This is a genomic window from Bacillus sp. AFS088145 (assembly GCF_002564465.1).
In the GTDB taxonomy this organism is placed as follows: Bacteria; Bacillota; Bacilli; order Bacillales; family Bacillaceae_G; genus Gottfriedia.
The window spans coordinates 78,653-102,812 of sequence record NZ_NUUX01000008.1 but is presented as its reverse complement, the minus strand read 5'-3'; the positions used below and the strand labels follow the sequence as shown (position 1 = coordinate 102,812).

Genomic DNA, 24,160 nt, shown 5'->3' with positions numbered 1-24,160 from the left:
TAAACAATAGGTGATAAGATGAATGGTGTAATTGCACTGAATAAACCAGCGGGTCTTACCTCTCATGATTGCGTCTTTAAAATAAGAAAGATTTTAAAGACAAAAAAAGTCGGTCATACAGGAACCCTTGATCCAGAAGTAACGGGCGTCTTGCCAATCTGTGTAGGTGAAGCTACAAAGCTAATACCATATTTAACCGATGATCGAAAAAAATATATTGGCGAAATTACCATAGGATTTTCTACAACAACTGAGGATGCTCATGGTGAAATTATTGAGCAGAAGAAGGTTGATCGAGTTATTACCCGTGAAGAGATTTTAAATGTACTAAATCAATTAACAGGAGATATTAATCAAACTCCTCCTATGTACTCTGCTGTTAAAGTAAATGGTAAAAAGCTATATGAATACGCTAGGGCTGGAATAGAAGTAGAACGTCCAACTAGAACGGTTACAATATATGAAATCATTTTACTTGATGATCGAGAAGTATTCGAAGGAGATACAATTTCTTTTAAATTTGAAGTTTTCTGTAGTAAAGGTACATATATTAGAACTTTAGCTGTTCAAATAGGTGAACTTTTAGGGTTCCCTGCTCATATGTCTTATTTAACTAGAACAAAAGCAGGCGCATTTACGATTGATGATTGCGTTACTTTTACTGAATTAGAAGAAAATGCTAATGATTTTACTTTAGATCGTGTAATGTTATCGATGGAGCAAGCTCTTAATGAGTATCCACGTCTAACTGTGACACCTGAAGAAGAAGTAAGAGTATTTAATGGTGGATTTTTTCCGAATACGATGAACTGTAAAGAAGGGGAATATATTGCAGTCTACAACGAAAATAATAGAATTATTGCAATGTACACTCCAAACCCTAAAAATAATAATGTAATTAAACCGACAAGAGTATTTCATAACCAATAGAAAAAACTATATAAATTTTATTCATTGTTCTATAATGGGAAAAGAGACTTGATTATAGAAAAGGTGATATATATGACAAAAATAATAAAAATCACCCATCCTCATTCAATAAAAAAAGAAGATTGTAAAGAAACGGTCTTAGCACTTGGCTTTTTTGATGGAGTACATAAAGGTCATCAACAAGTCATAAAAACTGCCAAAGAAATTGCGGATGAAAAAGGATTATTATTATCAGTGATGACATTCGATCCACATCCATCTGCAATTCTCGGAAATCGTGATGATGCGATTTCTTATTTGACACCTTTGGAGCTAAAAGTGAAGTGGATGGAGAAACTTTGTGTAGACCAATTATTTGTTGTTGAATTTTCAGAGGAATTTGCGACACTATTACCACAAGAATTTGTAGATCAATACATTATTTCTTTAAATGCAAAACATGTTGTTGCTGGATTTGATTTTTCATTTGGAAAATATGGTAAAGGGAATATGGAATCATTACCATTTCATTCTAGAGGTGAATTTACTCAATCAACAGTTTCAAAATTCGTTTTAGATGATGAGAAAGTAAGTTCAACACGAATTAGGGAAGCGATAAAAGCTGGTGAAATGGAAGAAGCTACCCACTTACTTGGCAGACAGTATCAAATTAAAGGGATCGTTGTGGATGGTGACAAACGTGGCCGAACAATTGGTTTTCCAACAGCTAATATTTCTGTTTCCATTCCGTATGCATTACCATCAGTAGGTGTATATGCTGTAAAATGTATTGTTAACGGTGAAATATATGAAGGTATGTGTAATATTGGATTCAAACCAACTTTCTATCATGAGTTCCAAAAACAAACAATTGAAGTAAATATTTTTGAATTTAATGAAGATATATACGGAAAAGAAGTTGAAATTTTTTGGTATGCCAGAATACGTGATGAAAAGAAGTTTAATGGTATAAATGAGTTAATCGATCAATTACAAAAAGATCGTGAAACAGTAAAAAGTTATTTTCGAGAATAACTAATTTAGAATACTTGCTTTTATAATTAAAACAATGTAATATTATTAAAGTACTTGAAAAACCGTTGCTTGGCAAATCGATTCACCGACGACTGCTAGGTAATAGGTGTTCAACAATATTATTATGAGGTGAAAAAACATGGCATTAACTCAAGAACGTAAAAACGAAATTATCAGCACTTACAAAACTCATGCGAACGATACTGGTTCTCCAGAAGTTCAAATTGCAGTTTTAACTGAAAACATTAACTCTTTAAATGGGCACTTACGTACTCACAAAAAAGATCACCACTCTCGTCGTGGTTTATTAAAAATGGTTGGTAAGCGTCGTAACTTACTTAACTACTTACGTAACAAAGACATTACTCGTTACCGTGAATTAATTAACAAATTAGGTTTACGTCGTTAATTCGAGTATTAATTTGATACTTTAAGAAAAAGCGGGATTCTTCCCGCTTTTTCTTATACATATCGATTTAAAATTACTGAACAATTGAATTTTAAATTTATAAATATTTATTCTCTTTTTCTCGTTAGTTGATTTCTTTACTAAACATAGGAGATAATAGAGAATATACGATTTTTTTACATAATTAGTTTAGACTTTGAATTGTAAATTAGAGAGGGGTATTTATACCATATGGAACAACAAAAGCACGTTTTTTCCACGGAGCTTGCTGGTAAAACTCTTACTGTTGAAGTAGGACAATTAGCAAAGCAAGCAAATGGAGCAGTTTTAGTAAGATACGAAGATACAGTCGTATTATCATCAGCAACTTCATCAAAGGAACCTAAAAAAGTTAGCTTTTTCCCATTAACAGTAAACTACGAAGAGCGTTTATATGCAGTAGGTAAAATTCCTGGTGGATTTATTAAACGTGAAGGTAGACCGAGTGAAAAAGCAATATTAGCGAGTCGACTAATTGACCGCCCAATTCGACCATTATTTGCAGATGGATTCCGAAATGAAGTACAAGTAATCAGTATGGTAATGAGTGTTGATCAAGATTGTTCATCAGAAATGGCTGCTATGTTTGGTAGTTCACTAGCGCTATGCGTATCTGACATTCCTTTTAATGGACCTATTGCTGGAGTTGTAGTTGGTCGCATTAATGACGAATTTATTATTAATCCAACAGTTGAGCAAGCTGAAAACAGTGATATTCATTTAACAGTTGCTGGAACGAAAGATGCAATAAACATGGTTGAAGCTGGAGCTAATGAAGTGCCAGAAGAAGTTATGCTTGAAGCAATTATGTTTGGTCATGAAGAAATTAAAAAATTAATTGCATTCCAAGAAGAAATAGTAGCACAAATTGGAAAAGAAAAATTGGAAATTAAGCTTCATGAACTAGATGCTGAATTAGAAAAACAAATTCGTGAAATTTGTGAAACAGAATTAAATGCAGCTATTCAAGTTCATGAAAAACATGCTCGTGAAGCTGCGATCAATGAAGTAAAAGAACGTGTTGTTCTTCAGTTTGAAGAAAATGAAGCAGAAGAAGAGATCATTGGACAAGTTAAAGAAATCCTTTCAATGCTAGTAAAAGAAGAAGTGCGTCGTTTAATCACGGTTGAAAAAGTTCGTCCTGATGGAAGAAAATTAGATGAAATCCGTCCATTATCATCACAAGTTGGTTTACTACCTCGTACACATGGTTCTGGTTTATTCACTCGTGGACAAACTCAAGCGTTAAGCATTTGTACATTAGGGGCTCTTGGTGATGTGCAAATTCTTGATGGATTAGGCATAGAAGAATCAAAACGTTTTATGCATCATTATAATTTCCCACAATTTAGTGTTGGTGAAACAGGACCAATTCGTGGACCAGGGCGCCGTGAAATTGGACATGGAGCATTAGGTGAAAGAGCACTTGAACCAAGTATTCCAGATCAAAAGGATTTCCCATACACAATCCGACTTGTATCAGAAGTACTTGAATCAAATGGTTCAACTTCACAAGCAAGTATTTGTGCAAGTACTCTAGCAATGATGGATGCTGGTGTACCAATTAAAGCACCAGTTGCTGGTATTGCAATGGGATTAATTAAATCTGGTGAACATTATTCAGTTCTTACAGACATTCAAGGTATGGAAGATCATTTAGGAGATATGGACTTTAAAGTTGCAGGAACAGCTAAAGGTGTAACTGCACTTCAAATGGACATTAAAATTGATGGTTTATCAGAACAAATTTTAAAAGAAGCATTAGAACAAGCAAAAATTGGACGTATGCAAATTCTTGATTCGATGCTTGCTACAATAAGCGAACCAAGAACGGCATTATCTGAGTTTGCTCCAAAAATCTTAATGATGACAATTAACCCAGATAAAATTAAAGATGTTATTGGACCAGGTGGAAAACAAATCAATAAAATTATTGAAGAAACTGGCGTAAAAATTGACATCGAACAAGATGGAACAGTATTTATTTCATCTGTAGACCAACCTATGAATGAACGTGCAAAACAAATTATCGAAGACCTTGTTCGTGAAGTAGAAGTAGGTCAATTATACATGGGTAAAGTAAAACGAATTGAAAAATTCGGCGCATTCGTTGAAATCTTTGCAGGTAAAGATGGATTAGTCCATATTTCTGAACTTGCAGAAGAACGCATTGCAAAAGTTGAAGACGTAGTTTCACTGGGAGACGAATTCCTAGTAAAAGTAACTGAAATCGACAAACAAGGACGAGTAAACCTATCTCGCAAAGCTGTATTAAAAGAACAAAAAGAAAAAGCTGAGCAAAACTAGAAAAGCGGAAGGCGTTCGCTCTGCCCCGACAAGCATAAGACAAGGACCAGTGAAGGTTGCTTTTTAACCTTTGCTGGTCCTTGTCTTATGACCTCGAGGGGCAAACGCCCTGGAGCTAGACATCGAAAATACTTATTAAATCTCCATTCATCTGAAGAAGTGGCGATTTTTCCACTTCGAAGATTAATGGAATATTACCGAAGAGCTAGCTTGCGGAACTGGACATCATGAAAAGCGGAAGGCGTTCGCTCTGCCCCGACAAGCATAAGACAAGGACTAGTGAAGGTTGCTTTTTAACCTTTGCTGGTCCTTGGCTTATGACCTCGAGGGGCAAACGCCTGGAGCTAGACATCATGAAAAGCGGAAGGCGTTCGCTCTTCCTTAACCAAATAAAAACAACAGGCACATAGAAATGAGCCTGTTGTTTTTTATTTTTTTTACTTTCACACTCCTTCTTAATCCTCTCTTTTAATTTTCCAGAATTTCATGTGTGCCTAAAATTTTTTTGGTTACAATAAGAAAAGTAGAACTAGAAATTACCAGATAAATTAGTTATTGCTAATTTAGTCGTACATAAGTTGTAGAAAGCTTGTTCTATTTTATTCAAAAATATCATATTCCTTCTAGTAGGAGGGCGTTTAGGAAATGAGTAGAAGTCGGTTAAAAGTCTTAGCATTCGTTATGGCATTATTTCTAGCAATTTTAGTAGTTAGAAATCAATATACTAATCAATATGTGAGGAACTTATCTTCAAAAACGTCATTTGTAACAGCAAAAACAGATGGGTTATTTGATGAAATCAAAACAAAAGCGCCAACTTTCGAGATACCTCCAAAAGATGCCTATGTGGACTCGGTTTGGAAAGCAATACCTGGCTATAACGGTTTAACAGTCGATGTTAATGCGTCATATAAGAAAATGAAGGCAAATGGTAAGTTTGATGAGAATAAACTAGTTTTTAAAGAGGTTTCTCCAAAAGTTCATTTAAAGGATTTACCACCATCACCAGTGTATAAAGGGAATCCTGAAAAACCAATGGTAGCATTTACTATCAATGTTGCATGGGGAAATGAATATATTCCGGAAATGTTAGAAGTATTAAAGAAGCACAATGCAAACGCAACTTTCTTTCTTGAGGGTAGATGGGTAAAAAATAATCCAACTGTCGCTCAACTAATCACTGCTGCAGATCAAGAAGTTGGGAACCATTCTTATACACATCCTGATATGGCAAGATTAGGTAGTCAGCAAATAAGAAATGAAATAACCCAAACTAATTCAGTCATACTAGCTACAACTGATCAAAAAGTTGTATGGTTTGCTCCTCCAAGCGGTAGTTATCGTGATGAGGTAGTTAAAATCGCTTCAAGTTTAGGCTTAAAAACAATTATGTGGACAGCAGATACGATTGATTGGCAGAAACCGCCAAGAGAAGTCATTATTAATCGTGTTATGAAAAAAGTAGGCAATGGTACAATCGTTCTTATGCATCCAACGAAACCGACAGCTGAGGCACTTGATGAACTAATCACAAAAATAGAGGCATCAGGCCGAAAAGTTGTAAATATTTCAACTTTATTAGATGAAAAAAGGTACGATACAATTAAAAAAGTTGAAAACAAATGACAATTACTTTCAGCTTTGTTAAGATGATTGTAAAATATAGTTAAATTTTTCAATCTTATTACAAAAGTGTAAATAGATGGTGTATACATAGGAGGCATTACATGATTGTACGACATACTTGCAAAAATGGAGTTAGAGTAGTTATTGAAAATATTTCAACTGTTCGTTCAGTTGCACTTGGAGTCTGGATTAAAACAGGTTCAAGCAATGAAACGTCAGAACTGAATGGTGTTTCACATTTTCTTGAGCATATGTTCTTTAAAGGTACTAAAACACGCAATGCGAAAGAAATCGCTGAAAGTTTCGATTCAATTGGTGGACAAGTAAATGCATTTACTTCAAAAGAATATACTTGTTATTACGCTAAAGTATTAGATACTCATGCGGATTACGCTTTAGAAGTGTTAGGAGATATGTTTTTTAATTCAACTTTTGATGAAGGTGAATTAGAAAAAGAAAAAAATGTAGTACTTGAAGAAATCAAAATGTATGATGATACACCAGATGATTTAGTACATGATTTATTAGGTAAAGTTATGTATGAAACTCATCCATTAGGTTATCCAATATTAGGTACAGAAGAAACTTTAAAATCTTTTAACAGCGATACTTTACGTCAGTACATGAAGGATTTTTACACTCCGGATCAAGTAGTTATTTCAATTGCGGGTAATATTGATGAATCTTTTATTAAACGTGTTGAAGATTTATTTGGAAATTATGAGGGTAAAAAGAAAGATATCAACTTTGGAATCCCTACAATCCATTATGGACAAATTGCTCGCAAAAAAGAAACAGAGCAAGCACATCTTTGTGTTGGCTATAGAGGTCTTGAACTTGGACATAGCGATTTATATCCATTAATTGCTTTAAATAATATACTTGGTGGTAGTATGAGTAGTCGTTTATTCCAAGATGTTCGTGAGCAAAAAGGACTTGCATATTCAGTATTCTCTTATCACTCTGCATACCATGATAGTGGTACAGTTGCAATTTATGCAGGTACTGGAAAAAGCCAACTAAATCAATTATTTGAAACAATCCAAGAAACTTTAAAAGTATTAAATGCAGATGGAATAACAGAAAAAGAATTAAATAATTGTAAAGAGCAATTAAAAGGTAATTTAATGTTAGGATTAGAAAGTACAAATAGCAGAATGAGCCGAAATGGTAAAAATGAATTAATGCTAGGTAATCACCGTACTTTAGATGAAGTAATCCAACTAATTGATGGAGTAACAATTGATAAAGTAAATGATATTGCGAAGTTTGTTTTTACTGACGATTACGCAGTTTCATTAGTAAGTCCTGATGGAGTAATTCCAACAAATATTAAACAATAAGTTGATAAATTAGGGGGCCTTTATAGGGCTCTCTTTTTTATATTTCAAATGACCGAGAATAGAAATGCTCAGATTTAAACAGTTTTTTATTACTGCTCCTTAATTTTAGAAAGAATCTTCACCAATGCAATGGAAGATTCATAAGATATTTAGGAGAAAGATGTTAGGCGGTAGTCCTGCTTACAGAGATTAATTTCCATTTACCATAGTGAAGTAAAGAAGGTGAATGCTGCATGTTAACTGGCTTGCATATTGCTGTTATTGGTGGGGACGCCAGACAGCTAGAAGTTATTCGGAAGTTAACAGAGTTAGACGCAAAGGTAACATTAATAGGCTTTGAACAATTAGATAGTGGCTTTACAAGTGCATCAAAAGAATTAATGGCAGATGCAAATTTTGAAGATCTAGATGCAATCCTTCTACCTGTACCAGGTACGAATATTGAAGGAGTTGTCGATACAATTTTTTCAAATGAGAAAGTCGTGCTGACAAAAGAAATTTTAGACAGTACTCCTTCGCATTGTACGATTTACTCTGGAATAAGTAACTCATACTTAGATAGTATAGTTACAGCTTCAAATCGAAAGTTAGTAAAATTATTTGAACGAGACGATGTAGCTATTTATAATAGTATTCCAACCGTTGAAGGTACGATTATGATGGTTATTCAACATACGGAATATACAATTCATAATTCGAAAGTAGCCGTATTAGGTTTAGGTCGTACAGGAATGAGTGTCGCAAGGACTTTTCATAATTTGGGTGCAAAAGTAAAAGTAGGGGCTCGTAAATCAGAACATATTGCTAGAATTGTTGAAATGGGCTTAGAAGCTTTTGAATTTAAGAATATTGAAGAGGCCTTAAAGGATGTAGATGTTGTAATTAATACTGTTCCAGTTCAAATCGTGACAGCAAGTGTTATTTCAAAATTACAACCTCATTCATTAATTATTGATTTAGCCTCTAAACCTGGAGGAACAGATTTTCGTTATGCTGAAAAAAGAGGTATTAAGGCATTACTAGCACCAGGTTTACCAGGAATCGTTGCTCCTAAAACAGCAGGTCAAATAATTGGAAACGTACTAACACAGCTATTAAAGGTAGATTTAGATAAAAGGAAGGAGCAACAAAAATGACGTTGAAAGGTAAGAAAATTGGATTTGGTATTACAGGATCACATTGTACTTATGAAGAGGTAGTACCACAAATTCAAAAGTTAGTGGATGATGGAGCTGACGTATACCCTGTTGTTACATTTACTGTAAAAAGCACAACAACTCGATTTGGTGTAGGAGAAGACTGGATCGAAAAAATAGAAGAAATTACAGGGCGTAAAACAGTTGATTCAATTGTAGGAGCAGAACCATTTGGTCCAAAAGTACAATTAGATTGCATGGTAATTGCACCGTTAACAGGAAATTCAATGAGTAAGTTTGCTAATGCTCAAACTGATAGCCCTGTATTAATGGCAGCTAAGGCTACATTAAGAAATGGAAAACCTGTTGTTTTAGGTATTTCTACAAACGATGCTTTAGGTTTAAATGGAACTAATTTAATGTGACTTAGATGGTAATACCAAATCAGTTAACAAGATCACCTGGGGAGCTTTGGGTAAAGTATAAGTGTAAAATCATCTAGTTTTTGATGTGGCTCTTTTTGATACTCAACTTTAAATAAAACTGATTTAAGGAGACGATTTTTAAGTTCTATATCGGTTGTTTTGTAATATAAATCTAACACTTTTTCAAAGGTTGGAATAAATTGTTCGTTTAGCAACTCTCTATTGTGATATTTAGCTAGTTCATCCGAAACTAACGTCTTACTATTTGAAAGTTCCTCTAGTCGGTTAGAGAGGATTTCAGAACGTTCATTGTAAATCGATTCATCATAAACACCACGTTCTAGTAAATTAAATAAATTATTTTTTTGTTTTACTACTTCATTTAATTCATTTTCGATTTGTTTAAGTGCCTGTTTTTTTAAATTAATCACATCAAAATCTTTCTCGTCGGTTTGATTTGTAAAACTTATTTTGTATTCTTTTAACCAAATTTCTAACCCCTGTAAGAGTTTCTCTTCAATTAAATGAGTGTAGGAAGAGCGGGTGTTACAACGGTTATTTGTACAAACAATTTGTCTAGGCTTGCCTTTTGGATAACGCTGCTGTAATTTTGAACCACATTTACTGCAAAACATTATTCCAGCTAGCTGATTACTTAATTTAGTATTATAAGGGGCATGGTAACGACTATTTAAAATATTTTGTGCTGAGTTGAATATATCAAGATCAATGATTGCTTCATGTTTTCCATCAACAATCAACCAGTCAGATTTTGGTTTTCTTATACCCTTACTTGATTTTTTATTCCAAGTCACCTTACCGATATAAATAGGATTTTTTATCATCTCCAAAATGGAATGGTAACTCCACTTTTTCCCTGTATAGGACGGGATATTCATTTGATTTAAACGGTTAGCAATTTCATTTGCACCAATCAAATCCTTCGTATACCATTCAAAAATACTTTTTACTACCTTTGCCTGATTGCTATTAATACGTAAAGAGCGGAATTCCTTTGTTTCATAAATCTCATAACCATAAGGTGCAAAGGTTCCTAAATAATTTCCTCTTTGGACTGATAATACTCGACCTCGTTGAAGCCTTCGAGTAATTATTTTTAATTCTTTCCGCGCCATAAATGCCTCAAATTCACTGTATTCCTCATCAAACTCATCATGAAGGTCATAGGTCTTTCTTGGTGTAATAATTTTTGTTCTAGATGATTTAAAGGTTTCTAAAATAATGCCTTGCTCCTTCATATTACCGCGTCCAAGACGGTCCATATCCATTACTAACACGCCATCATATTTAAATTCTTCAACTTCTTGTAAAAGCTTTAACATTTCTGGCCGGTAAACAAGCGATTCACCAGATGCAATTTCCTGTCGGATACAAATTATATTTAAATTATGGTCCTTAGCGAATTTTAAAAGCTGCTCCTTATGCTTTGATAAGGTCTCACCTTCACCTCTAGCCTCTGCATCTAGATCTGCTCGACTTTTACGCAAGTACAATGCAATTCGTTCCATTTAATCACCTCATAGACTATATATATGTCTAATTAAGGAATTAATTAATTTTTGAATCAATCGGCAACAAATGGTTGGTTAGTCCGTCATAAAACGAAACATACAATGAATTATGGGGGTGGTGATACTGAGTAAACAAACAGAATTTACTGCTACCTATCAATTTGGAAAAACAAAAGTGAATATAATTGCGCCAAATGATGTTACAGAAGAAAATAGAAAGAAAATTATTAAAGAAATTCATACGATTGGCTGGAAGATTGTTAAAGAAGAATTGTATAAGAAAGATGATCAGTAAGATGAATTTAGTAAGCACCAAAAAAGGGTGCTTTTTTTATTTTATAGTTTCTATTGACCTAGAAAGAATTAGCGATTATTCCAAATGACAGGATACCTTAGGGAAACAATATTTTTTGTACTTTTACAACGGTAAAAAACTAAATATGCAATCAATTTAACTGTAGATATAATAGTGACCATGATCAAGGTGATTCATGTATTTCAGAAAAATTCTGAGACAGATTACTCAAAAATCTGTCATTTTTTTTACATAACGATCGTAATTATAGTGATAGTGATTCTAAATATTCATCATAGAGAGGAATGTTGGTTATTATCGAATATCATTTAAAAAAACAATTTTTTTCAAAGGAAAAATTGATCGAACGTAAGCTTGCTGATCATTTAATATTAAATGTAAGAATAAAAGATGTCATAGAACTAGCTTATCAAAACTGGGCTTTAGATTATGCTAAAGGTGTAGTTGCTTTTAATCTTACAAATGGTGAATTAATCGGTTATTCACTTAAGGGTGCAAATAATAGAACTAGAAACGACAATGAGATTATTATTTTTGAACTAGATGCAAATGTTGACGTGGAAGATGTTACTGTTTTAATGGGGAATATTGGTGTTCGAGCTGTACGGACATTTTTTGAAATCGACGATGAAACTTTTTCAAACAATATGGTATTTTGGACTGAAACCTATTTACGGTTTCATAATTTGACGATTAAATCAATTAGAGATCGGTTTTTAAAGGTACTATATACTGATTATAAACAAACCTTTTATAATACTTGCATTAAAAAACAACTTGATACTGTTTACGCTAAATATATTGTTCATTACAATCTTAGGGTGAGATCTTAAAAATTATTTTACTAAGGTTAATTTTTGTTTCAATCCCCTTTTAAATCCTTTAATCGGCTCCTATTAATGTCAATTTTTTACTGTCCCAAACCAATGATATTCCATTTATAGGTATTATCCTCTAAGTCATAATTTAATGCGTTTAATGAGTACAAAAAATATCTATTTTATTCCCTTTGGTCAAGATGATCCAATAAAAAAACCGAATTCTTTAGTGGCAAGAATGGAATCATTGCTTGATACAGTGAAATCTTCTATTGAAGGAAAACAACTTCAACCTGTTTTAGTTGAAAAATATCGCGATCTCCAATAAATATTTTAGAAAAAATAAGACTGAATTATTTTTTCTATGTTAGAATGAAGAAAATTGAGTATGTGTCATTAGGATACATACTCGTTACTATGAAATCAATTATTCAAGCGAAAACCTTTGAATATAAACTTCATTTGACGTAAACTATTTAATAAAAGTGAAAACAGGGATGGTGCAAAAAAAGTGGGGAATAAACAAAGTTATGTAGTAGCTGTAGTAGGTGCAACTGGAGCAGTTGGACAACAAATGATTGCAACATTAGAGAAAAGAAATTTTCCAGTAAAAGAAATTAAATATTTATCTTCAAAACGTTCTGCAGGAACAAAGTTAACATATAAAGGTGAAGAAGTAATCGTACAAGAAGCTACTCCTGAAGCTTTTGAAGGTGTTGATATTGCTTTATTTAGTGCTGGTGGCTCAGTATCAAAAGATCTAGCTCCTGAAGCAGTTAAAAGAGGGGCAGTAGTAGTAGATAACACTAGTGCATTTAGAATGGCTGAAGATGTACCTTTAGTTGTACCTGAAGTAAATGACAAAGATTTATTTAATCATAAAGGTATTATTGCAAATCCTAACTGTTCAACAATCCAAATGGTTGTTGCCCTAGAACCAATTCGTCAATCAATTGGTTTAAATAAAGTAGTAGTTTCAACTTACCAAGCCGTTTCTGGTGCTGGAGTTACAGCAATTGAAGCATTAAAGGATCAGGCGCAAGCATTCTTAAATGGCGAAGAAGCAACTCCATCAGTATTACCGGTAAAAAGTGGTGAGAAGCATTATCAAATTGCTTTTAACGCAATTCCACAAATCGATGTATTTACTGAGAATGGATATACTTATGAAGAAATGAAAATGATTAATGAAACGAAAAAAATCATGCATTTACCTGAATTACAAATTAGTGCAACTTGTGTAAGACTTCCTGTAATTTCTGGTCACTCAGAGTCAGTTTACATTGAAGTTGATAAGGAAATATCGGTAGCTGAACTTAAATCACTTTTAAGTGATGCACCTGGAATCGTTTTACAAGATGATCCAGAACAACAACTATATCCAATGCCATTTTACAGTATTGGAAGTAATGAAGTGTTTGTAGGACGTATCCGTAAAGACCTGGATAATCCATTTGGATTCCATTTATGGATCGTTTCAGATAATCTATTAAAAGGTGCTGCTTGGAATTCAGTGCAAATTGCTGAAAGATTAATTGAGTTGAGCATCATTTAGTGAAAACTGCTAGAGAGGTGCAAGAATGAAAATATTAGTCCAAAAATTTGGAGGAACTTCAGTACGTGACGAAAATGGAAGAAAGCACGCACTTAAGCATATAAAAGAAGCATTAGAAAAAGGATATAAATTAGTAGTAGTTGTTTCTGCAATGGGACGAAAAGGTGAACCATATGCAACAGATACACTATTAAATTTAGTTGGCGCAAAAAAAAGTAAGGTAACACAAAGAGAACTTGATTTATTAATGTCATGTGGTGAAACAATTTCATCAATTGTTTTTTCAAATTTATTGAATGAAAACGGTATTCATGCCATGGCAATGACAGGTGCATCTGCAGGTTTCCGAACAAATGATGAATTTGGAAATGCAAAAATTCTTGATATGAAATGTGGCCGTCTAATTAAAGAGCTAGAAAACTATGATGTTGTAGTAGTCGCAGGATTCCAAGGATCAACATCAAATGGTGATATCACAACATTAGGTAGAGGTGGAAGTGATACTTCTGCATCTGCACTTGGGGTTGCTGTTGGCGCAGAAACAATCGAAATCTTTACTGACGTTGAAGGTGTAATGACAGCAGATCCAAGGATTGTAAAGGAAGCAAGACCTTTATCAGTTGTGACTTATGCAGAAATATGTAATATGGCATATCAAGGAGCTAAAGTAATTCATCCTAGAGCTGTAGAAATCGCGATGCAAGGGAAGGTACCTATTCGAATTCGTTCAACTTATTCAAATAGTTTAGGTACACTAGTAACATCGAATCCTACCCAACGAATTATTGGTGAAAATATTCATGATCGTTTAATTACAGGAATCGCACATGTACCGAATGTTACACAAATTAGAGTAACTTCAAAGGAACATACTTTTGATTTACATTCTCAAGTATTTAAAGCAATGGCAAATAAAGGAATAAGCGTAGACTTTATTAATATTTCACCTAATGGTGTAGTATACACTGTAAGTGATGAAGTTGCTTCAAAAGCGATTGAAGTATTAAAAGGTATTGGCTATGAGCCTTCATACATTACAGGGTGTGCAAAAGTATCAATAGTTGGAGCGGCAATTGCAGGAGTACCTGGCGTAACTTCAAAAATTGTAACTGCATTAGCTGAAAAAGGGATTCAGATTTTACAATCAGCTGATAGTCATACAACGATTTGGGTACTTGTCAAAAATGAAGATATGGTCGAAGCAGTTACTGCACTTCATGATGCATTTGAACTTAGTTCAGTTAAAATGGATTAATATTTGATCGGAGTGGAACAATGAGTAGATTTGGTAAAATTTCAACAGCGATGGTAACACCTTTTGACTCAAAAGGAAATATTGATTTCGCAAAAACAACAAAACTGGTGAACTACTTAATTGAGAATGGTACTGATTCTATCGTAGTTTGTGGAACAACTGGAGAATCTCCAACGTTAACTTCTGAAGAAAAGTTAGCTTTAATTAGCCAAGTTGTTTCAACTGCAGCTGGAAGAGTACCAGTAATCGCGGGTACAGGAAGTAATAATACTCGTGAAACAGTTGAATTAACGAAAAAGGTTTCTGCTTTAGGTGTAGATGCAATAATGGTAGTTGTGCCTTATTATAATAAACCGAACCAAGAAGGCCTATATCAACACTTTAAAGCGGCAGCTGAAAGTACTGAACTGCCTGTAATGTTATATAATGTACCAGGTAGAACAGTTGCTAGCCTTACTGTAGATACAGTTGTAAGATTAGCAGAAATTTCGAATGTAGTTGCAATTAAAGATGCGACTGGTAACTTAAGCATAATGACAGAAATTATTGACCGTACTCCTGAAGATTTTGAATTATACTGTGGTGACGACGGCCTAACACTTCCTGCATTTGCAATTGGCTCAAAGGGAACGGTTTCAGTTGCATCACACGTGTTAGGAAATGAAATGCAGCAATTAGCTGAAAGCTTCTTCACAGGAGATATGGCTAAAGCACAATTCTTACACCGTAAACTATTACCATTATTTGAAGGATTCTTCATGGCTCCAAGCCCAGGTCCAATCAAAACAGCTTTACAAATGAAAGGTTTAGATGTTGGTGGAGTTCGTTTACCGCTTGTACCACTTTCAGAAGCTGAACGCACAACAATCGGTATATTAATAAATAAATTAGACGAAGCATTACAAAGTAATTAATAACAAAACCACTTACAAATAATCCGATTAATTTGGATGGCGTAAGTGGTTTTTATTAATCTATGGACTCATCCTCAAAAAAACAGAATATTCCTAATGAATCACAATAAATGGTCTCATCATTTCATAGTCCTCGTGTTCCAACATATGACAGTGCCAAACATATAATCCTGTGAATGGCCCAAACCTCATAATTATTCTAGTTACTTGATTTGGATTAGCTTGAACTGTATCCTTCCAACCACATTCTTGTGGCTTTGGTGGAGTCGGTGGATCTGTGTAATGAATGATCCTTTCCTTTTTATACTTTTCTACATCAAAGTTTCTTCGATCTAAGATTTGGAAATCAATTAAGTGGAGATGGATAGGATGAGCATCTGGCGTTAAGTTAATTAAATACCATATTTCGGTCGTTCCCAATTTCGGATTTTCTGTAATGGGGGCATCCCAATGTTTATTATCCAATAACATAATTTCTCGTCCATACTGATCCAACCTGTGATCTAATGTTAAGTATCGCTTAATTGAAGCAGACTGTTCATTTATTTTTGGAATAGTCACCATATTAGCTGGTATCATACTCGTATCCACGTTTGACAATGGCAATGAAACTAGAAATTGCATCACAGTTCCCGTATTTTCATCAACAGGTTTTCCAGATGGAAATGGGGTAGGAGCATCATTCTGCATAATAATCTTCTTACCTTCAAGATTAGTAAAATCGATGATTACTTCTGCTCGTTCTGCAGGTGATAACATGAGCTCATTTATTCCAATCGGATGCTGCATGAATCCACGCTCAGTTGCGATTTGATACATAAGTTGACCAGAATCAAGCTTAAATCGAAAAAAGCGTGAATTAGAACCGTTTAATAACCTAAATCGATATTTTCTTGGTTCAACTTTTAAATAAGGATGAACTTTACCATTCACGATTACTGTATCACCAATAAATTCAGGGATAATAGACATTTGTAGTTCTTTGATTGGTTGATCTGGTTGTTCTGGTTGTTCTGGATAATAAAGTGAACCATCGTGATTAAAACTTTTATCTTGTATCAATAGTGGCAAATCATATTTCCCATTCGGTAAATTAAATGAACTTTCCTTTTGATCACTAATTAGATAGAATCCTGCTAAGCCAGCATAAATATTAAGCCTTGTAATACCGAGTGCATGATCATGGTACCAAAGCGTAGATGCACAATTGCAATTATCATATCGATATACTTGCTTTCTAAAATAACGACCAACTTGTTTATAATCTTTTGTAAACCAAGCTTCAGGATAGCCATCGCTTTCAGGTTCAACACAAGCACCATGTAAATGTACAACTGTCCTTACATGAGGGACATCTTTTTGAGCACCATGAACAGTATAATCTATCGGAAACAGGTGTTTGTCCGGGAGATCATTGATCCATTTAATAAACACGATTTCACCTTGCTCTACTTTAATTGTAGGTCCAGGATAGCTTCCTTCATACCCCCAAACAGTTGAGTCATTTAACTCACTATGGAGCGATTGCTTAAACTCCTTCATCGTTACTTCATAATAAGTATAAAAATGATCTTTCCAGCGAGGTTTTAAAATTGGTGGAATGGGTAGTTCATCAACGAATTTAGAAAGATTCATTTTTGGCGGCTCTCTGTCATTAAAATTCATATCAGTCCTCCTTTTCTAACCTATTCATATTCCAGCAATAAGCAATAATTGACCATTCAATTACTACAAAATAAAGAAATTCAATAAAGACACTTTTTTAACAACACCCCTAGAGCTAACTTTGTCATTTTCTCATCTTAGAAAGATCTATTAATTGGTTTATTAAGAAGTCAAAGGTAACCCATCTTTTTATCGCTTAATTCAAGTAATCTTAACTCCTATGTTAAGTAGAAAGATGAAGTGGAAATAAGAATTTTCCTTTTTAAAATTAGCTTTAACAACCTGAGCGTTAAAAAATGATTAAAAATACATCCCCAAAGTAATCCGATTTTCCTATTTAAGGAAGAATGTATCTTGTTTTACCTGTTCGGACTAGGATATAATGTTTGTAAGATTTTGAACGGTCTGTAAATTTAAAGAACTTACTAGGAGGAACAGGTTGTGGTGAAGGAAATGAAGGAACAAGTAAAAGTTTTTGCCCTTGGTGGGGTAGGTGAAATCGGAAAAAACATGTATATTGTCGAAGTTGGTGAATTGATTTATGTGTTAGATGCAGGATTAAAATTTCCTGACCAAGAAATGTACGGAATAGATCATGTTATACCTGATGTAAGTTATTTAGAGAAAAACGCACATAAAATAGTAGGTGTTTTTATAACACATGGACATGAAGATCATATTGGTGCGATTCCATATATTATGAATAAACTTCCACAAGTAAAGTTTTACACGAATAAATTAGCTTATTTATTTATAAGGGAAAAATTAAGTGAAAAGGGTATTAAAAACCTTGAGCAATTGGAACTATATGACGAAACTACTTTATTAACATTTGAAAATAGTTCAATTAGTTTTTTTAGGACTACTCACAGTATTCCTGATTCATTTGGATTTTGTGTAAATACACCACAAGGTGCGGTCGTTTTTACTGGAGACTTCAAATTTGATCAATCGAAAAGTCCTTATCCAGGTGCTGATTTAGGTAAACTAGCATTAATAGGAGATAAAGGTGTCTTATGTTTGCTATCTGATAGCACAAACGCAGAAAGGCAAGGGTTTTCGGGTTCTGAGAAGAAAGTATCGGAAGAAATTAAAAAAGAAATAATGTTTGCAAAAGGAAGAGTTTTAGTAGCTTGCTTTTCTTCAAATATATATCGGATCCAACAGGTTATTGATGCAAGTGTAGCTTCTGGTAGAAAACTAGCAGTAGTCGGAAGTAGTATGATGAAATCGATTGAACTAGCGAAGGAATTAGATTATTTATCGATTCCTGATGATTTAATGATTTCAGTTGTGGATACAGATAATTATAAAGAAAGAGATATTGTCATCCTTACAACAGGTACACAAGGAGAACCGATGGCAGCCCTTTCAAAAATTGCTAAAGGTACGCATAAACAAGTTTCAATTCGAAAAGGTGATACTGTACTAATGGCGGCAACAGCTATTCCAGGAAATGAAATGTTAGTTTCAACTTCTGTTAATCTATTATTTAGAGCGGGTGCAAATGTTATTTATGGTTATAAGAAGGTACATGTATCTGGCCATGGCTATGAAGAAGAATTAAAATTAATGCTTGAATTGATGAAGCCAAAATATTTCATACCAGTTCATGGTGAATATCGAATGCAAAAAGCACATTCACATATTGCAGAAGAAGTAGGGATATCAAAAGAAGATATTTTCATTATTGAAAAAGGGGACATCGTTTCGTTTAAAAATGGTCAAGCTTCTCGTACTGAAAAAATTGAAGTTGGCAACGTTTTAATTGACGGAATTGGTGTCGGTGATGTTGGAAATATCGTATTACGTGATCGTAAGCTACTTTCTCAAGATGGAATTTTAATCGTTGTGGTAACGTTTAACAAGCAAAAGAAAGCAATCATATCTGGTCCAGAAATCATCACTCGTGGCTTTGTATATGTTCGTGAGTCCGAAAAATTAATAACTAGATCAACTGAAATTGTAAAAGACATTACACAAAAAATGCTACAGAACGATCAAATTGAATGGACATTATTAAAAAATTCAATAAGAGATGGATTAAGCGCTTACTTATATGAAGAAACAAAAAGAAGACCCATGATTCTTCCAATATTAATGGAAGTATAATTTTAAATTGCGAGGTATTTCTTAATCCAAGATGGGTATGATTTCCTTATTATTTTCACATACTAACTTGTATGAAAAATGATAGGGGGAACCGTTTTGACAAATTCAAATAATGAAACACCTATTCCAAACGAAGATGCACCTCCAAAGCCAAGTGATCAAAAGGATATGAGCATTGTTGAAAAAATTCAGCAATTAGGACAAACAAATGTTCCAGCAAGCAATGATTCAAAAATCCATTGTCTAACGATAATTGGACAAATTGAAGGGCATGTGGCATTACCACCTCAAAATAAGACAACTAAATATGAGCATTTAATCCCGCAATTAGTGGCAATTGAACAAAATCCTAAGATTGAAGGATTATTGATTGTTCTAAATACTGTCGGTGGAGATGTGGAAGCAGGCCTTGCGATTTCAGAAATGATTGCAACATTAACGAAACCTACTGTATCAATCGTTTTAGGCGGTGGACATAGTATCGGAGTACCAATTGCAGTAAGTACTGACTTCTCATTTATTGCTGAAACGGCAACAATGACGATTCATCCAATTCGATTAACTGGTTTAGTAATTGGTGTACCTCAAACATTTGAATATCTTGATAAAATGCAAGAAAGGGTAACTCGTTTTGTTACGAAGCATTCGAATATTACGGAAGAACGTTTCAAGGAATTAATGTTTACAAAAGGTAATTTAACAAGAGATATCGGCTCTAATGTAGTCGGTGGAGATGCGGTAAAATATGGACTAATTGATGATGTAGGTGGGATTGGGCAAGCACTAAGTAAGTTGCAGGAATTAATTGACGAACGAAAAGAAAAGTTTAATAAAGAGGAGAATGAATTTTGATTCTTTATACAATAATGCCAATTGAATCGATTTTTCCTGTTGATCAACAAGAATACACATCGCAGCAGTTTTTGGAATACAATGGTGTTCCCATGTTGGTTGATAGTGTTGGGGGTACAGCTTTTGAAATTAAAAGAATTGTAAGTACCGATCCGCAGCATTTTATGCAATATACACCAGGCCAAAGAATTTTAGTTCTTCCAACTTGAGGTAATTATTAACAATACATGGTAAACATATGTTCTGATATGTTATAATAAATTCAATTTAAGAAAGCAGCCAAAAGGCTGCTTTCTTTGGCGAATCTGCAAATTTTGATGGGGGTGAATTACATGGCAAAGCAGAAGCAGCAAAAGTCAAAAGCTCGAAAATCAGTAAGTGGCAATGGTTCAATATGGTATGAAATTAGTGGATTAATATTTTTAGCACTATCAATCGTAACAATATTAAAGCTTGGTATTGTAGGTAAAGCCTTTGTATTATTCTTGAGATTCTTCTTTGGGGAATGGTACATGCTTAGTTTTCTTTTTATCATCGGTTTATCTGCATATAGCATAATTTATCGAAAAAGACCTCCATTTGTTTCGAGTATTACGATTGGTGGATTGTTAATCTTCTTTAGTATATTGATGTTTAGTCATGTTACTCTATTTGATTTATTAGCAAAAAATAATCAATTTCATGATCAATCTGTCATAAAAAGTACGCTAGATTTATTTTTAATTGAAGCCAAAGGCAAAATTAGTACGGTGGATCTTGGTGGAGGTATGATTGGAGCGATACTTTTTGCAGTTTTATATTTCTTATTTGATCGAACCGGTGCGATTCTATTCGGAATCATTGCAATTGTTGCGGGTGTTTTATTTATTACTGGTAAGCCACTTGGTGGTTATGTATATCAATATATAATGCCAAAAGTAAGAAATTTAATTTCAGATAGTTGGAAGGATTTTACAAATTTCTGGAAACGTGGTCGTGAACAAAAAACTACTAGTAGACGAGCTGAGGCTAAGCAAAAGAGAAAAACAAGGAAAGATTCATATGAAGACAATGATCATGAAGAAGTGTCTACTGGTAATAGTTTAAATTACCAAGTTAAAAATTCATATGAAGATGAGATCATCGAGCCGAAAAAAGAAATTCAAATCGAATATTCTCCTACATACCAGCCACCTAAGGAACCAGAATTAATCACCGCAAATAATTCAAATCAAATCCAGGCGCGTTTTGCAGAGGAAGACGATCAGTCAATCGAATTGCCAGTTGCAGAAGTAGGAATTGATGATAAGGTAGATTACGTATTGCCATCAATGGATTTATTGGCCTACCCAAAGGGTACTAAAAAACGTGAAAATGAATCTAAACTAAAGGAAAATGCGGACAAGCTTGAAAGAACATTTCAAAGTTTTGGTGTAAAGGCTACAGTAACAAAAGTACATCATGGACCAGCGGTAACAAAATATGAAGTATACCCTGAAGCAGGGGTAAAAGTTAGTCGTATTGTAAATCTTAGTGATGATTTAGCACTTGCACTTGCAGCAAAAGACATTCGTATTGAAGCTCCAATTCCAGGTAAATCTGCAGTAGGAATTGAAGTTCCTAATACGAATATAACGACTGTATTACTTAGAGAAGTTCTCGAAGCAAAAAATCCGAAATTACAAAATCCATTAGCTGTATCGTTAGGAAAAGATATTGCCGGTGATGCTGTATTTGCTGAGCTTAATAAAATGCCTCATTTACTAGTTGCTGGGGCGACAGGTAGTGGGAAAAGTGTATGTATAAATGGAATCATTGTTAGTATCCTAATGAATGCAAAACCATCTGAAGTAAAGCTAATGCTAATCGATCCGAAGATGGTTGAATTGAATGTTTATAATGGTATTCCTCATTTGCTAACTCCGGTTGTAACAAACCCTAAAAAGGCTTCACAAGCGTTACGAAAAGTTGTTAGTGAAATGGAAAGAAGATATGAGCTTTTTTCTCATTCAGGTACTAGAAATATCGAAGGTTTTAACGAATTAACTAAACAAAATAATACGATGACTGATTCCAAACAACCTTTATTACCATTTATCGTCGTGATTGTTGATGAGTTAGCGGACTTAATGATGGTAGCTTCGAGTGACGTGGAAGATTCTATCACTAGATTAGCTCAAATGGCTCGTGCAGCGGGTATCCACTTAATTATTGCTACACAACGACCGTCTGTTGACGTTATCACGGGTGTCATTAAAGCAAATATACCTTCTCGAATTGCTTTTAGTGTATCTTCTCAAACAGATTCTCGTACAATTCTTGATACTGGTGGAGCAGAAAAACTATTAGGAAGAGGAGATATGTTATATCAACCAATCGGTGCATCTAAACCAATCCGAGTACAAGGAGCATTTTTATCTGATGATGAAGTTGAAAGAGTAGTCGAGTTTTCAATCTCTCAACAAAAGGCTCAATACCAAGAAGAAATGATGGTAAAAGAGGAAAAAGATGGAAAATCCGAGGTAAATGATGATCTCTATAATGAAGCTGTTGAGTTAGTAACAAATATGCAATCAGCCTCAGTATCACTACTACAAAGAAGATTTAGAATTGGTTATACAAGAGCAGCAAGATTAATTGATGCGATGGAAGATAATGGTATAGTTGGTCCGTATGAAGGTAGTAAACCTAGGGAAGTATTAATTAGTAAACCAATAGAAGATGAGCAAGCCTTGTCTTAAACAAAAAGAAAAAATTGTCGAAACATTATTGACATTTTTAGACATAGAATGATATTATTTCTTCAGATAAATTGATAGTCCTCATATAATATCGACATAATGGGTCGGAAGTTTCTACATTGCAACCAATATTTGCAATACTATGGGGAAAAAGCATTATTATGGAGAAATGATTTATATTTACGATAATCAAAAACTCTTATAATCTAGCTTTTTCACTAAGTGGAACGGTAGATTATAAGAGTTTTTTTTTGTTAAATATAAACAAATGATTCATGAACGTAATAAAAAATAAAGCGTTTACAAAAAAGTGTTGAAATGAGTAAAAAATAACAGTATAGTAAAGAAGGATTATACGACAGATGTCTAACAACTGATGTCTGAAATCCGAAGTTTGGGGGATGGGAAATGAAGATTAAAACAGACACCAGATTACTTTATCTCCAAGTGATGGATCGAATAAAACAAGATATTGAGAATGGTATTTACTTGCCACATCATAAGTTACCATCAGAGTATGAGTTATCTAAAATCTTTGGAGTATCAAGAGCAACATTAAGAGAAGCATTAAGAGTCTTAGAAGAAGAAAATATCTTAGTTAGAAGACACGGAGTCGGTACATTTGTGAAACCGAAACCAATTTTTAGGACAGGCATTGAACAATTAAGTAGTGTCTCAGAAATGATTGTTGATGCAGGTAAAGAGCCTGGTACAATCTTTCTATCTTCTAAACTATTAGTTCCTACGAAAGATGATTTAAAAAGTTTCACAATCACTGAAGATGATCGTATGCACGTAGTAGAAAGAATTCGAACAGCAAATGGTGAACCTGTAGTTTATTGCATTGATAAATTACCGACTAATTATTTTAAACAGGTTCCGTCCTATGAAGATCATTCGTTCTTCACATTCATTAAAAAAGAAACTGGTCGAAATATTGAATATTCAAGTGGAAGAATTGAACCTATAGGTTATCACGATAAAGTTTCTCCTTTATTACAGTGTGAACCAGATGTTTCATTATTATTAATCGAACAGTTACATTTTGACGATTTAAACCGTGCAGTTTTACATTCTTATAATTACTTCAGAGCGGATCAGTTCAGCTTTAATGTATTAAGAAAAAGAAATTAAATTGTATAGCCAAAATAATATTTACGAAAAATAAGTTTTGGCTGGTTTTTAAATATTG

19 protein-coding genes, 2 pseudogenes and 1 riboswitch are annotated in these 24,160 nt (G+C 33.9%); of the genes and pseudogenes, 19 read left to right on the top strand and 2 right to left on the bottom strand.

Going from position 1 to position 24,160, the window contains the following annotated elements; all coding sequences use genetic code 11:
• Window positions 1-18 precede the first annotated feature (18 nt).
• The 8 genes and pseudogenes from truB to dpaB form a co-directional block, all read left to right on the top strand.
• Window positions 19-930, top strand: coding sequence for a tRNA pseudouridine(55) synthase TruB (gene truB / locus COI44_RS05130; protein WP_098426968.1), 912 nt, complete (start codon window positions 19-21; stop codon window positions 928-930).
• 72 nt (window positions 931-1,002) lie between these two features.
• Window positions 1,003-1,944 carry a bifunctional riboflavin kinase/FAD synthetase gene (ribF, locus tag COI44_RS05125; protein ID WP_098426967.1) on the top strand — a complete coding sequence of 314 codons (942 nt, stop codon included), beginning with the start codon at window positions 1,003-1,005 and terminating at the stop codon, window positions 1,942-1,944.
• Window positions 1,945-2,083: 139 nt separating this feature from the next.
• Entirely contained in the window at window positions 2,084-2,353 is a 270-nt protein-coding gene (gene rpsO / locus COI44_RS05120) for a 30S ribosomal protein S15 (RefSeq protein WP_025568545.1), read from the top strand.
• Between the two features lie 231 nt (window positions 2,354-2,584).
• Complete coding sequence (gene pnp / locus COI44_RS05115) at window positions 2,585-4,699, top strand: polyribonucleotide nucleotidyltransferase (RefSeq protein ID WP_098426966.1); 2,115 nt, start codon at window positions 2,585-2,587, stop codon at window positions 4,697-4,699.
• Between the two features lie 645 nt (window positions 4,700-5,344).
• A complete protein-coding gene (locus COI44_RS05110; RefSeq protein WP_098426965.1) occupies window positions 5,345-6,325 on the top strand; it encodes a polysaccharide deacetylase family protein in 981 nt (326 codons plus the stop codon).
• Between the two features lie 101 nt (window positions 6,326-6,426).
• A complete protein-coding gene (locus COI44_RS05105) occupies window positions 6,427-7,668 on the top strand; it encodes a M16 family metallopeptidase (RefSeq protein WP_098426964.1) in 1,242 nt (413 codons plus the stop codon).
• Window positions 7,669-7,901: 233 nt separating this feature from the next.
• Window positions 7,902-8,804 carry a dipicolinic acid synthetase subunit A gene (gene dpaA, locus COI44_RS05100; RefSeq protein WP_097975454.1) on the top strand — a complete coding sequence of 301 codons (903 nt, stop codon included), beginning with the start codon at window positions 7,902-7,904 and terminating at the stop codon, window positions 8,802-8,804.
• Window positions 8,801-9,226: pseudogene (dpaB, locus tag COI44_RS05095) on the top strand (dipicolinate synthase subunit B); the annotation flags it as partial. The gene dpaA and the pseudogene dpaB, both read left to right, overlap by 4 nt.
• A gap of 35 nt (window positions 9,227-9,261) precedes the next feature.
• Here the strand turns inward: dpaB and COI44_RS05090 are convergent.
• Window positions 9,262-10,758: a recombinase family protein gene (locus tag COI44_RS05090; protein ID WP_098426963.1), complete on the bottom strand. Its 1,497-nt coding sequence runs from the start codon at window positions 10,756-10,758 to the stop codon at window positions 9,262-9,264.
• 121 nt (window positions 10,759-10,879) lie between these two features.
• On the opposite strand from COI44_RS05090, the gene COI44_RS05085 reads away from it, so the two are divergent.
• The 6 genes and pseudogenes from COI44_RS05085 to dapA all read left to right on the top strand — a co-directional run bounded on the left by COI44_RS05085 (window position 10,880) and on the right by dapA (window position 15,619).
• Complete coding sequence (locus tag COI44_RS05085) at window positions 10,880-11,056, top strand: cell division protein FtsZ (protein WP_098426962.1); 177 nt, start codon at window positions 10,880-10,882, stop codon at window positions 11,054-11,056.
• Between the two features lie 305 nt (window positions 11,057-11,361).
• Window positions 11,362-11,910, top strand: coding sequence for a hypothetical protein (locus COI44_RS05080; protein ID WP_142329229.1), 549 nt, complete (start codon window positions 11,362-11,364; stop codon window positions 11,908-11,910).
• 130 nt (window positions 11,911-12,040) lie between these two features.
• A pseudogene (gene spoVFB, locus COI44_RS05075) lies at window positions 12,041-12,223 on the top strand (dipicolinate synthase subunit B); the annotation flags it as partial.
• A 183-nt stretch (window positions 12,224-12,406) separates the two neighbouring features.
• Window positions 12,407-13,450 (top strand): aspartate-semialdehyde dehydrogenase, encoded by a 1,044-nt coding sequence (gene asd, locus COI44_RS05070; RefSeq protein ID WP_098426960.1) that lies wholly within the window; start codon window positions 12,407-12,409, stop codon window positions 13,448-13,450.
• A 25-nt stretch (window positions 13,451-13,475) separates the two neighbouring features.
• Window positions 13,476-14,705, top strand: coding sequence for an aspartate kinase (gene dapG / locus COI44_RS05065; RefSeq protein ID WP_098426959.1), 1,230 nt, complete (start codon window positions 13,476-13,478; stop codon window positions 14,703-14,705).
• A gap of 20 nt (window positions 14,706-14,725) precedes the next feature.
• The gene (dapA, locus tag COI44_RS05060) at window positions 14,726-15,619 is read left to right on the top strand and encodes a 4-hydroxy-tetrahydrodipicolinate synthase (protein ID WP_098426958.1); all 894 of its coding nucleotides are present in this window, start codon (window positions 14,726-14,728) and stop codon (window positions 15,617-15,619) included.
• A gap of 93 nt (window positions 15,620-15,712) precedes the next feature.
• On the opposite strand, the gene COI44_RS05055 is transcribed toward dapA, so the two are convergent.
• The gene (locus tag COI44_RS05055; RefSeq protein ID WP_098427110.1) at window positions 15,713-17,254 is read right to left on the bottom strand and encodes a multicopper oxidase family protein; all 1,542 of its coding nucleotides are present in this window, start codon (window positions 17,252-17,254) and stop codon (window positions 15,713-15,715) included.
• A 471-nt stretch (window positions 17,255-17,725) separates the two neighbouring features.
• On the opposite strand from COI44_RS05055, the gene COI44_RS05050 reads away from it, so the two are divergent.
• The 5 genes from COI44_RS05050 (at window position 17,726) to COI44_RS05030 (ending at window position 24,102) form a co-directional block, all read left to right on the top strand.
• The gene (locus tag COI44_RS05050) at window positions 17,726-19,396 is read left to right on the top strand and encodes a ribonuclease J (protein ID WP_098426957.1); all 1,671 of its coding nucleotides are present in this window, start codon (window positions 17,726-17,728) and stop codon (window positions 19,394-19,396) included.
• A 168-nt stretch (window positions 19,397-19,564) separates the two neighbouring features.
• A complete protein-coding gene (locus tag COI44_RS05045) occupies window positions 19,565-20,248 on the top strand; it encodes a ClpP family protease (RefSeq protein ID WP_286163784.1) in 684 nt (227 codons plus the stop codon).
• Window positions 20,245-20,457 carry a YlzJ-like family protein gene (locus COI44_RS05040; protein WP_025568559.1) on the top strand — a complete coding sequence of 71 codons (213 nt, stop codon included), beginning with the start codon at window positions 20,245-20,247 and terminating at the stop codon, window positions 20,455-20,457. The genes COI44_RS05045 and COI44_RS05040 overlap by 4 nt, the downstream gene beginning before the upstream one ends.
• A 123-nt stretch (window positions 20,458-20,580) precedes the next feature.
• Window positions 20,581-22,968, top strand: a complete 2,388-nt coding sequence (locus COI44_RS05035) for a DNA translocase FtsK (protein WP_098426955.1) — start codon at window positions 20,581-20,583, stop codon at window positions 22,966-22,968.
• Between the two features lie 61 nt (window positions 22,969-23,029).
• Window positions 23,030-23,131, top strand: a riboswitch (purine riboswitch).
• Window positions 23,132-23,376: 245 nt separating this feature from the next.
• Window positions 23,377-24,102, top strand: coding sequence for a GntR family transcriptional regulator (locus COI44_RS05030; RefSeq protein ID WP_098426954.1), 726 nt, complete (start codon window positions 23,377-23,379; stop codon window positions 24,100-24,102).
• The last annotated feature ends 58 nt before the right edge of the window (window positions 24,103-24,160 follow it).

What these genes read in the sequence shown, in the direction of transcription:
- truB (WP_098426968.1), top strand. Translation starts at nt 19, where the DNA reads ATGAATGGTGTAATTGCACTGAATAAACCAGCGGGTCTTACCTCTCAT.
- ribF (WP_098426967.1), top strand. Translation starts at nt 1,003, where the DNA reads ATGACAAAAATAATAAAAATCACCCATCCTCATTCAATAAAAAAAGAA.
- rpsO (WP_025568545.1), top strand. Translation starts at nt 2,084, where the DNA reads ATGGCATTAACTCAAGAACGTAAAAACGAAATTATCAGCACTTACAAA.
- pnp (WP_098426966.1), top strand. Translation starts at nt 2,585, where the DNA reads ATGGAACAACAAAAGCACGTTTTTTCCACGGAGCTTGCTGGTAAAACT.
- COI44_RS05110 (WP_098426965.1), top strand. Translation starts at nt 5,345, where the DNA reads ATGAGTAGAAGTCGGTTAAAAGTCTTAGCATTCGTTATGGCATTATTT.
- COI44_RS05105 (WP_098426964.1), top strand. Translation starts at nt 6,427, where the DNA reads ATGATTGTACGACATACTTGCAAAAATGGAGTTAGAGTAGTTATTGAA.
- dpaA (WP_097975454.1), top strand. Translation starts at nt 7,902, where the DNA reads ATGTTAACTGGCTTGCATATTGCTGTTATTGGTGGGGACGCCAGACAG.
- COI44_RS05090 (WP_098426963.1), bottom strand. Translation starts at nt 10,758, where the DNA reads ATGGAACGAATTGCATTGTACTTGCGTAAAAGTCGAGCAGATCTAGAT.
- COI44_RS05080 (WP_142329229.1), top strand. Translation starts at nt 11,362, where the DNA reads ATGTTGGTTATTATCGAATATCATTTAAAAAAACAATTTTTTTCAAAG.
- dapG (WP_098426959.1), top strand. Translation starts at nt 13,476, where the DNA reads ATGAAAATATTAGTCCAAAAATTTGGAGGAACTTCAGTACGTGACGAA.
- dapA (WP_098426958.1), top strand. Translation starts at nt 14,726, where the DNA reads ATGAGTAGATTTGGTAAAATTTCAACAGCGATGGTAACACCTTTTGAC.
- COI44_RS05055 (WP_098427110.1), bottom strand. Translation starts at nt 17,254, where the DNA reads ATGAATCTTTCTAAATTCGTTGATGAACTACCCATTCCACCAATTTTA.
- COI44_RS05045 (WP_286163784.1), top strand. Translation starts at nt 19,565, where the DNA reads ATGAGCATTGTTGAAAAAATTCAGCAATTAGGACAAACAAATGTTCCA.
- COI44_RS05035 (WP_098426955.1), top strand. Translation starts at nt 20,581, where the DNA reads ATGGCAAAGCAGAAGCAGCAAAAGTCAAAAGCTCGAAAATCAGTAAGT.
- COI44_RS05030 (WP_098426954.1), top strand. Translation starts at nt 23,377, where the DNA reads ATGAAGATTAAAACAGACACCAGATTACTTTATCTCCAAGTGATGGAT.